Origin of the sequence: Caulobacter sp. B11 (assembly GCF_002737765.1) — a bacterium.
Taxonomy (GTDB): Bacteria; Pseudomonadota; Alphaproteobacteria; order Caulobacterales; family Caulobacteraceae; genus Caulobacter.
The window spans coordinates 1-9,913 of sequence record NZ_PEGG01000103.1 but is presented as its reverse complement, the minus strand read 5'-3'; the positions used below and the strand labels follow the sequence as shown (position 1 = coordinate 9,913).

At 69.8% G+C, this 9,913-nt stretch carries 8 protein-coding genes and 3 pseudogenes; 3 read left to right on the top strand and 8 right to left on the bottom strand.

Annotated elements, in window-relative coordinates:
- The 6 genes and pseudogenes from CSW58_RS05755 to CSW58_RS05735 all read right to left on the bottom strand — a co-directional run.
- The coding region (locus CSW58_RS05755) for a tetraacyldisaccharide 4'-kinase (protein ID WP_201721590.1) at positions 1-198 on the bottom strand (198 nt) is incomplete at its 3' end.
- Positions 195-596 carry a 3-deoxy-D-manno-octulosonic acid transferase gene (locus CSW58_RS16115; RefSeq protein WP_369825094.1) on the bottom strand — a complete coding sequence of 134 codons (402 nt, stop codon included), beginning with the start codon at positions 594-596 and terminating at the stop codon, positions 195-197. The genes CSW58_RS05755 and CSW58_RS16115, both read right to left, overlap by 4 nt.
- Positions 597-664: 68 nt before the next feature.
- Positions 665-1,441, bottom strand: coding sequence for a 3-deoxy-D-manno-octulosonic acid transferase (locus CSW58_RS16110; RefSeq protein WP_369825093.1), 777 nt, complete (start codon positions 1,439-1,441; stop codon positions 665-667).
- Positions 1,438-2,420 (bottom strand): annotated as a pseudogene (locus CSW58_RS05745) (cation diffusion facilitator family transporter). The gene CSW58_RS16110 and the pseudogene CSW58_RS05745 overlap by 4 nt, the downstream one beginning before the upstream one ends.
- 62 nt (positions 2,421-2,482) lie before the next feature.
- Positions 2,483-3,184: pseudogene (locus tag CSW58_RS05740) on the bottom strand (lysophospholipid acyltransferase family protein); the annotation flags it as partial.
- On the bottom strand, positions 3,181-4,959 hold the full coding sequence (locus tag CSW58_RS05735) for an ABC transporter ATP-binding protein (RefSeq protein WP_099446640.1): 1,779 nt from the start codon (positions 4,957-4,959) through the stop codon (positions 3,181-3,183). The pseudogene CSW58_RS05740 and the gene CSW58_RS05735, both read right to left, overlap by 4 nt.
- 112 nt (positions 4,960-5,071) lie before the next feature.
- Here CSW58_RS05735 and CSW58_RS05730 point away from each other — a divergent pair, with 112 nt between their 5' ends.
- Positions 5,072-5,737, top strand: coding sequence for a tyrosine-protein phosphatase (locus tag CSW58_RS05730; protein ID WP_099446639.1), 666 nt, complete (start codon positions 5,072-5,074; stop codon positions 5,735-5,737).
- A 2-nt stretch (positions 5,738-5,739) separates the two neighbouring features.
- Here the strand turns inward: CSW58_RS05730 and pgi are convergent.
- Positions 5,740-7,357: pseudogene (gene pgi / locus CSW58_RS05725) on the bottom strand (glucose-6-phosphate isomerase).
- A gap of 101 nt (positions 7,358-7,458) precedes the next feature.
- Here pgi and CSW58_RS05720 point away from each other — a divergent pair.
- Both CSW58_RS05720 and CSW58_RS05715 read left to right on the top strand, forming a co-directional pair.
- On the top strand, positions 7,459-7,938 hold the full coding sequence (locus CSW58_RS05720) for a hypothetical protein (protein WP_099446638.1): 480 nt from the start codon (positions 7,459-7,461) through the stop codon (positions 7,936-7,938).
- A 91-nt stretch (positions 7,939-8,029) separates the two neighbouring features.
- Positions 8,030-8,761: a DUF1353 domain-containing protein gene (locus CSW58_RS05715; protein WP_201721589.1), complete on the top strand. Its 732-nt coding sequence runs from the start codon at positions 8,030-8,032 to the stop codon at positions 8,759-8,761.
- A gap of 4 nt (positions 8,762-8,765) precedes the next feature.
- Here the strand turns inward: CSW58_RS05715 and CSW58_RS05710 are convergent.
- Positions 8,766-9,913, bottom strand: a 1,148-nt coding sequence (locus CSW58_RS05710; protein WP_201721588.1) for a protein-disulfide reductase DsbD, incomplete at its 5' end; no start/stop codon positions are given.

Below are 9,913 nucleotides of genomic sequence, written 5' to 3'. Positions count from 1 at the left end.
GGCGTCTTTGCCGACTCCGCCGACCGTGAGATTGCCGACGCAGATCACCGGCGCGCCGGGGTCGGCCGGTCGGGCCCGGGCGATACGCCGGGCGGTCGAGGCCGCCCAGATCCACGAGAGCGGCGTCAGCAGGGCGCGGGTCATCGGCGACGGAAGGTCGCCGCGGCGATACCACCAGCGTGGGGTCGAGAGCTTCATGGGACCAGGTCCAGAATGCGCGACAGTCCGGCCCGCGCCTCGGCGTCACGGGCGGCGACAAAGGCCTGGGCGCGTTCGGCCTGGGCCTTAAGGGCTTCGGGAGCGGCGAGCAGCTCGATCAAGCGCCCGCCCAGCACCGAGGCGTCGGCATGGGTCACGCCGCCGACATCGCCGAGCTCGGCATAGGCGGTCAGCCAGTTTTCCACATGCGGCCCGGAGACGATCGGGCAGCCCAGACGGGCCGGCTCCAACGGATTGTGCCCGCCGACTCCGGCGATCAGGCTGCCGCCGATCAAGGCCAGGTCCGCCAGGGCGAACCACAGGCCAAGCTCACCCAGGGTGTCGGCGACATGCACCCGGGCGTCAAAGGCGCCGCCGCCGGTCGATCGCCGGTTCACCGACAGGCCCTTGCTGGCCGCCAGCTCAGCGACCGCGGCCCCGCGCTCGGGGTGGCGGGGAGCGATGATCAGGCGGGTCCCGGGGGCAGGGCGTCGAGGATCATCGCCTCCTCGCCGGGATGGGTGCTGGCGGCCAGCAAAAGCGGCGCTTCGTCCCGGAGGGCGCGTAGGTCGCTCAGGGCCAGGGCGTCGATCGGCAGGACGGCGCTGCCGAACTTCAGGTCGGCCTCGCCCGATACAGCGCCGCCCAGGCTCGACAATCGCTCCGCGGCCCGACCGTCCTGGGCCAGGATCAGATCGAAGCCGCCGAACAGGCGTCCCGCCGCCATCGGCCGGGCCTGCCAGCCGCGATAGCTCTTGTCCGACAGCTTGGCCGAGACGAGGGCCAGTCTGACGCCTCGCGCTTGGGCGGTCAGCAGCAGGTTGGGCCAAAGTTCGCTCTCGACGAAGACCGCCAGGCTGGGCCGCCAATGGTCGAGGAACCGCCGGGCCCCGGCCGGAGTGTCGACCGGCGCATACTGGTGGATCGCCCCGGCCGGCAGGCGCTGGGCCAGCAGGGCCGCCGAGGTCAGGGTGCCCGAGGTGACCAGCACGGCGACCTCGGGCCGTTCAAGCCTCAGCCGTTCGACCAGGGGCAGGATTGACAGGCTCTCGCCGACGCTGGCTCCGTGGAGCCAGACCAGCGGGCCGTCGGGCCGCGCGCGGCTCGGACGCGCCAGGCGCTCATTGAGGCGCGCCGGATCTTCCTTGCCCTTCGCCGCCCGCGCCTTCAGCAGGATGGGAACCAGCGGCTGAAGGGCGGTGGTCGCCGCGCGATAGAGCGCCAGGGACAGCGGCAGGCTCACACCACGTCCGCGGGCGCCAGGCGGCAGGCCTGGGCTCCGCGCTCGACCTGCAGGGTCACGTGGCCGATCTTGAACCGTTGGGCCAGCTCGCCGGAAGTGTCGTGCAGGAACTGGTCGGCGTCGTCCGTTTCGGTTCGCACCAGATGGGCGGTCATGGCGGTCTCGGTGGTGCTCATCGCCCAGATATGCAGGTCGTGGATCTCGCTGACGCCCGGTCGCTGGCCCAGCCAGTCGCGCACGGCCTGGGGGTCGATGCCGCGCGGGGCGGCGTCCAGGGCCAGGTCGAGGGAGTCGCGCAGCAGGCCCCAACCGCCCAGCACGATCACCAGAACGATGCCCAGGCTGACCAGCGGGTCCAGCCACAGCCAGCCAGTATAGGCCATGGCCAAGGCGGCCACGACCACCCCTGCCGAGACTCCGGCGTCGGCGGCCATGTGCAGGAAGGCGCCCCGGGCGTTGAGATCGTCCTTCGAGCCGCGCATGAACATCAGGGCGGTGGCGGTGTTGATGACGATGCCGATCGCCGCGACGATCATCACCGGACCGCTCTGGATCGGCGGGGGATCGGAAAAGCGGCGCACCGCTTCCCAGGCGATGGCCCCGACCGCGATCATCAGCAGGGTCGCGTTGGCCAGGGAAGCCAGGATCGTGCCCTTGCGCAGGCCGTAGGTATGGCGTCCGGCCGGCGCCCGCTTGGCCAGGATCACCGCCACCCAGGCCAGGATCAGGCTGGCGACATCCGATAGGTTATGGCCGGCGTCGGCCAGCAGGCTGAGCGACTGGGTCGCGAAGCCCGCCGCGAACTCGGCCAGGACGAAGCCCAGGTTGAGCACGGCGCCGATGGCAAAGGCGCGGCCGAAGTCCTTGGGGCGTGGCTGTGGCCATGGCTTCCGTGGTCATGGCCATGGTGATGTCCATGGTCATGATCATGGTCATGGCCATGATGGCTGTGATCGTCCCCGGAATGGTCGTGCGGCATGGCCCTACATCCCACCAAGGGGAGATGGGTTCAAGGCTGGACGCGGGGAGAAGCGGCGGGGACGGGCGGTTCGCCGCCAAGGCCTCGGCGCGGCGGCTGACGGCTGACAATCGCGCGCCCCAGTCGATGGTCAGGGCGTCGGGATCGTCTTGGCGTCCGGCTCGCACCGGACCGTCCCAGACCATGGCGGCCCGGGCGAAGGGCAGGGGCACGATGGTCGAATCCCAGGTCTTCAGGCGCAGGCACGGGTGCATGGCCACGCCGACCAGCAGCACCGGCGCGTCGGTCATGCGGGCCAGGGCCACGGCGCCCTTCTGCATCACCTCGACCGGGCCGCGAGGACCGTCCGGGGTGATGGCCATCGCGCCACCGTCCTTCACCCACTTGACCATGTCGCGAAAGGCCTGCTCGCCGCCCTTGTTCTTGGCGGTGTCGGTCTTCTTGATCGACGAGCCGCGGATCGAGGGCAGGCCCAGCTTGGCGATGGTGCGGGCGATGAACTCGCCGTCGCGCGACTGGCTGACCAATACCCGGATCTCGGGCCGCTCGGGTCCCTGCGGCCAGGTGGTCGGCCCCACCGGCACGCGCGAATGCCATAGGGCCAGGATCGCGCCGGAGCCCGACAGCACGCAGTCCGACCAGACATCCTCGGCGATCTCCTGGCCCTCGCGGGTCCAGCGCAGGGTGCGATAGGTGAAGGCCAGATAGGCGGCCATGACATGGGTCAGGATCGCCAGGACGATCGGAGAACGCAGCGGCTTCAAGCGGACGTCTCCGGCAGGTGGTCCAGATCCTGGGCCCGGGCCAGCCGGGCATAGAGGCCCTTGTGGCGCAGCAGGTCTGTGTGGGTCCCGGTCTCCACGACCTGGCCCTTGTCGATCACATAGATCCGATCGGCGCCCATGACGGTCGAGAGGCGGTGGGCGATCAGGATGGTGGTGCGGCCGGCCATCAGCCGCTCCAGCGCCGCCTGCACCTGGGCCTCGCTCTCGGTGTCGAGGGCGCTGGTCGCCTCGTCCAGCAACAGGATCGGCGCGTCCTTGAGGAAGGCGCGGGCGATGGCGATGCGCTGGCGCTGCCCGCCCGACAGCCTGGCCCCGGCTTCGCCGACCAGGGTGTCATAGCCGTCCGGCAGGGCGCTGATGAAGTCATGGGCCGCCGCCTGGGCCGCCGCCGCGTCGATCTCGTCCTGGCTGGCCGAAGGGCGGGCATAGGCGATGTTGGCGCGGATCGTGTCGTCGAACAGGAACGGCTCCTGGGTGACCAGGGCGATGCGGTCACGCAGGCTGGCCAGGGTGACCGACCTCACGTCCAGGCCGTCGATGGTCACCGCGCCGGCCGTCACGTCGTAGAAGCGCGGAATCAGGTTGAGGATCGAGCTCTTGCCGCCGCCGGACGGGCCGACCAGGGCGACGGTTTCGCCGCGCCGGGCCTCCAGGCTGACCGCCCGGAGTGCTGGCTCGCCCTCGCCATAGGCGAAACTGACGGCTTGGAAGCCGATGGCGTTGTCGCCGGCCGGCAGGGGCTGGGCGTTCGGGGCGTCGATGATGGTCGGCTCGACGTCGAGGGCGGCGAACAGCCGGCGCGCGGCGGTCAGGCCTTCGCTCATCACCGTCTGCAGATTGGCCACCTGCCGCAGCGACTGGGCGGCCATCATCAGGGCGGTCAGGAAGGCGAAGAACAGGCCGGCGGTCATGGCCCCGGTCTGAGCCCGGATCCCGGCATAGACGAAGACGGCGGCGACGATGATCGTCGTGAAGGTCTCGGTGGCCGGGGCGGCCATGGCCCGGGCGTTGGACCCCTTGATCAGGTGATGCTGGCGGCGATCGACCACGGCGGCGACGCGCGCCTCCTCATAGGCCTCGCGGTTCTCCATCTTGACGATCTTGATGCCGTCCAGGCTTTCCATGATCGCCGTCGACAGGTTGGAGGTCTCGCCCATGGCCCCCTTGGCGGCCTTGCTGGTCTTGCGCGAGAAGCGCCGCATGATCAGGCTGGCGACCGGGGCGATGACCAGCACGCCGGTGGCCAGCAGCGGGTCGAGCTGGAACATCACGACCAGGCCGCCGACGACGGTCAGGAACTCGCGGGTATAGTTGATCACTCCGCTGGTCGCCGCTTCGCGGATCAGCCCGGCCTCATACAGCACCGAGGAGACATAGGAACCCGAATGGGCCCCGCGCAGCCGCGCCAGGTCCGAGCGCACCAACTTGCCGAACAGCTGCACCTGTACGTCGCCGACCACGCCGTTGCCGATCCGGTTGATGAAGGTCGCCTGCAGCACCTGGAACAGGCCTCGGGCCACGGCCAGGCCGGCGATGGTCAGGGGGATCGACCACAGGGCTCCGGGCTCTGGATGGGTGATCAGCCTGTCGATGGCCGGCTCGATGATCCTGGCCAGGGAAACGCTCAGCCCGGCGACCATGACGGCGCCGATGATCGAGGCGGTCAGCCCCTTCCACCGGGGCGCCAGATAGTCGCGCCAGACCCGCGCGGCGAGGGCGCGGTCGGTAACGGGCGGCGCGGCGGAGGTGGTCATGGGCGGAGGGGTCGGATTTCGAAAGGGCGCTGTCAAGCGGGGGTGCGGCGACGCGGGTTTTGCATTGCGCGCGGTTCGTCCCTAGTTAGGCGGTTTCACGAGGGATCGCCACTTGCCCGGCTACGACCTGTCCACCCGCTGGGGGCGGCTTCGCACCTATCTCCACTATCTGTGGAACGATCACGCCTATCTGCGCCTGGGCTTCAAGAACGACCATTGGGTCAGCCCCGAGCTGGTGCGCACCAACCAGCCCTGGCCACACCAGCTGGCGGAATGGAAGAAGCGCGGGATCAAGACCGTGATCAACCTGCGCGGCGGGTTCGACGGCAGCTTCTACGCGCTGGAGAAGGATGCCTGCGCGAAGCTGGGTCTGACCATGGTCGACTTCGTGATCACCTCGCGCGAGGTGCCGATCAAGGATCGGGTGCTGGGGGCTCGCGACCTGTTCGAGCGGATCGAATATCCGGCCCTGATGCACTGCAAGTCCGGCGCGGACCGGGCCGGCATCATGAGCGTGCTCTACGCCCACTATCGTCTCGGCCTGCCGATCGAACAGGCGGTCGAGCAGCTGTCGCTGAAATACCTGCACATCAAGCAGGGCAATACCGGCGTGCTGGACTACGTGTTCGAACGCTATCTGGCCGAGGGCCAGCCGGCCGGCCTGACCTTCACCCAGTGGGTCGAGAGCGACGCCTATGACCCGGTCGCCATGAAGGCCACCTTCCGGGCCGGGATGCTGGGCAAGACCCTGACCGACCAGATCCTGCGTCGCGAATAGGTCTAGATTCCCAGCCGTGCGATCAGGGCGGTGGTCGAGGGGTCGTGGGCCCCGGCCGCGCCGCTTTCCAGCTCGGGCAGGATCCGTCCGGCCATCACCTTGCCCAGCTCGACGCCCCACTGGTCAAAGCTGTTGACGCCCCAGATCACGCCCTCGACGAAGGTCTTGTGCTCATAGAGAGCGATCAGCGCCCCGAAGGCGGCGGGCGTCAGGCGCTCAAGCAGCACCAGGGTCGAGGGGCGGTTGCGGCGAAGGCCCGCTGCGGGGCAGGCTGGCGATGGCCGCGGGCTCGACCCCCTTGGCCTCCAGCTCGGCCCGGACATCGGCCTCGCTCCGCCCGACCATCAGCGCCTCGGCCTGGGCCAGTAGGTTGGAGAGCAGCTTGGCGTGCGAGCCGGCCGGGCCCTCGTCGGACTCCGCGAGACCGATGAACTCCATCGGCGTGATGTCGGTCCCCTGGTGCATGCACTGGAAATAGGCGTGCTGGACATTGGTGCCCTCGTCGCCGAACACCACCGTGGCCGTACCCCGGCCGACCGCCTGGCCGTCTGGGCCGACCGACTTGCCGTTGCTCTCCATCTCGAGCTGCTGGAGGAAGCTGGCCAGGCGGCGCAGGCGGTGGGCGTAGGGCACGACCGAGCGGGCGCGGCGATCCAGGCCATTGCGGTTGAAGATCTGGGCCAGGGCCAGCAGGACCGGGGCGTTGGCCTGTAGCGGCGCGGCGGCGAAATGGGCGTCCATGGCGGCGGCGCCGTCCAGCAGGCCCTGGAACGCTTCCCAACCGCAGGCGACGGCAACGGACAGGCTGACCGACGACCACAGGGAATAGCGCCCCCCGACCCAGTCCCAAAAGCCGAACACCCGGTCATCGGCGATGCCGAAGGCGGCGGTCTTGTCCAGGGCGGTTGAGATGGCGGCCAGGTGCTGACCGGCGCCGGCCTCGCCGAGCGCCTCGACCAGCCAAGCCCGGGCGGCGGCGGCGTTGGACAGAGTTTCCTGGGTGGTGAAGGTCTTGGAGACCACGATCACCAGGGTCTGCTCGGGATCAAGATCGGCTGTGGTCAGGGCGAACTCGGCCCCGTCGACATTGGCCACGAAGCGCAGGTCGAGCTGCGGCCGGATCGGTCGCAGGGCGTCCCACAGCAGGCGGGGGCCCAGGTCGCTGCCGCCGATGCCGATATGCAGGATAGATTTGAATGGCTTGCCCGTGGCGCCGGTGATCGCGCCCGAACGGACGGCCTCGGCGAAGGCTTTCATCCGCTGCCGGACAGCCTCGACCTCGGCCATGACCGGAACGCCGAGGGCGCGAATATCGGCCCCGGCCGGCGCGCGCAGGGCGGTGTGCAGCACCGCGCGGCCCTCGGAGCTGTTGATCGCCGCCCCGCCCAGCATCCGGTCGCGGGCCCCTTCGACATCGGCGGCGTGGGCCAGGTCAAGGGCGGCTTCCAGGCCGGCTTCGTCCCAGGCCTGTTTCGACAGGTCGAGATGCAGGCCGGCGACATCGACCGTCAGCGCGGCGAGCCTGTCGGGCTCGGCGGCGAACATCTCGACGATCCGCTTTTCGCCGGCGGCCTTGGCGGCGGTTTCGAGGCGGGTCCAGGCGGCGTCGAGATCGGGCAAGCGGGTCTCTCCAGTAGGGCGGCGTTTACCCTGTCGGGCTTATCAAACCCGTGCCGCCGCGTCATGACGACCCATGATGTTTTTGGCGGGGAGCTGAAAACATGTCCTGCGCCACCCTCGCCGCTTCCGCCCTCCTGTGGCTCGCCTCGTCCGGCGTCCCGCCGATCCCGGCGGCCCCGGCCGTGCAGAGCGCGCCCGCCTCGGTCGCCGCCGAGCCTCTGTTCGCCGACATCGTGCGACGCGCGAGCGCCCTGAAGGCGCGCACCGAACTCTATCGCAAGGGCCTGGGCGCCGATCCCGCCGCGCCCGCCGCCGCCCTGACCGACCTCGCCGGCTTCCAGGGCCAGATCGGCGAACTGGCGGCGCTCGACATGAAGGGCCATGTGACTCTGAAGGACCGCGGCGCGGTCGATGACCTCAAATGCATCCTGCGCGGCATTAGTCAGGACCTGCCCGAGAAGCTTTCGGCCATGAGCGCGGCCAAGACGGTCAAGGACCTGGATATGGCCCTGCGCGACATGGTCTATCTGCTCAATGACAATGTCGAAGTGATCACCGCGCCGCCAACCCCGCCGGCCTAAAGGCTGGGACCTGGTCAAGCTTGACCGTCATCACACCGCCGCAATAAGCGCTATAGCTCCGGCTATCGCCGTTCCAACTGATTTCGAGACCATGGCCCGCCGCTCGACGACCCTTCTCGCCCTCGCCGCCGTTTCCGTGCTGGCGGCAGGCTGCGCCTCGACCCACGAGACGGTCTATGTGCCGGTCGTGGCGCCGATCACCCCCAGTTCCCTGACCCCGCAGCCGGTGGTGCTATTCAATCAGACCAAGAGCGGCCGCAAGCTGTTCACCCTGGACGCCGAGTTCCCCTATTGCGACGTCGCGACCGGCAAGGTCATCGTGGTGCCGCGCTGGTATGTGACCGACTTCGCCAGCGTGCCCTGGTATGGCCAGGGCTTCGTCGACCCGCAGGGGCCGACGGCCCGTGCGGCGATCATTCATGACTGGCTCTATGCGATCGGCGAACCGGGCAAGCGCGATGAGGCCGACGCCATCTTCCTGCGGGCCATGCTGCGCTACGGCGTGCCGCCCTTTCAGGCCAATATCGCCTACCAGGCCGTGCGGGCCGGGGGCGAGAAGGGCTACGGCCTGGCCGGCGACTGGTGGTTCATCGACCCCAAGCGCCAGGAGCTGCGCCAGCCGGCTCCCTTCGCCAAGCCGCGAACCGGCGCCGTGCGCGTCCTGCCCAAATGTCAGGGTTTCGGAGCCCTGATCCAAACCGGCTGGCGCGCCTATCCGATCAAGACCGCGCCGGTGTTCGCGCCGCCGCCGGTGATCGTCACCCGCACGCCGCTTGACCAGGTCAAGGAAAAGCTGCCCTGGGGCGACGGCAAGAAGAAATAGGCGGCTATAGCGCGGCCTTCTCGATCGCCTCGATCACCAGGCCCTCGGTCAGCAGTTGCGGCAGCACGACGGCCGGGCCGCCCTTGGCCGGATAGACCAGGTAGAGCGGCACGCCGGCCCGTCCATGCTCGGCCAGGGCTGCGGCGATGGTCGCATCGCGCCGGGTCCAGTCGGCCTTGAGCAGAACCGCCTCTTGGTCGGCGAAGGCCTTGGCGACGCCCGGCCCGGCCAGGGCCGTCCGCTCGTTGACCTTGCAGGTCACGCACCAGTCAGCGGTGAAGTCGACCATCACCACCTTGCCCTCGCCCCGCAGGGCGGCGACGCGCTCCGGGCTCCAGGGCTCTGAAGCCAGGGCGGACCCAGGGGTCACGGCCGACCCGCCGTCCGGGGCGGCGGACGGCGCCGCCATCCTGGCGCCGAACACGGTGACCACGGCGGCGACGACGAAGACAGCCAGGGCGACGGCCTCGGCGACCGTCCAGGACTTGCCGGCATAGCGCCGGGTCTGGGCCAGGCCATGTAGCCAGGCGGCGAAGCTGATCAGGACGGCGGCGGCCAGCAGGTGGCCCTGCGACAGGGCGCCGGTCTGTTGGCTGAACACCCAGGCCAGCCAGGCGGCCGTGGCGTACATCGGAAAGGCCAGGCCCTTCTTCAGCACATCCATCCACGGCCCGGGCCGGGGCAGGCCGCGCAGCAGGCGGGGCGTGAAGGCGACCAGCACGAAGGGGGCCGCGAATCCCAGGGCCAGGGCTGTGAAGACCGCCAGGGCCTGCAGCGGCGGCTGGGTCAAGGCGTAGCCAAGGGCTCCGGCCATGAAGGGCGCGGTGCAGGGCGCGGCCACGACGACGGCCAAGGCGCCGGTCAGGAACGCCCCGAGCACGCCGCCACGGCCCGAGGCCCCCTCGCCGACCCGCTGAACCGAGGTCCCGATCTCGAACACGCCCGACATGTTCAGGGCGACCAGCAGCATCAACAGCGCCAGGGCGGCGACGACCATCGGCGACTGCAGCTGGAAGCCCCAACCGACGGCCGCGCCCGCCGCCCGCAAGGCGATCAGTAGGCCGGCCAGGGCCAGGAAGGTGGCGATCACCCCGGCCAGGAACGCAAGGCCCTGCAGTCGGGTGCGGCCCTTGTCATGGGCGTGCAGCGTTA

What these genes read in the sequence shown, in the direction of transcription:
- CSW58_RS05735 (WP_099446640.1), bottom strand. Translation starts at nt 4,959, where the DNA reads ATGACCACCTCCGCCGCGCCGCCCGTTACCGACCGCGCCCTCGCCGCG.
- CSW58_RS05720 (WP_099446638.1), top strand. Translation starts at nt 7,459, where the DNA reads ATGTCCTGCGCCACCCTCGCCGCTTCCGCCCTCCTGTGGCTCGCCTCG.
- CSW58_RS05715 (WP_201721589.1), top strand. Translation starts at nt 8,030, where the DNA reads ATGGCCCGCCGCTCGACGACCCTTCTCGCCCTCGCCGCCGTTTCCGTG.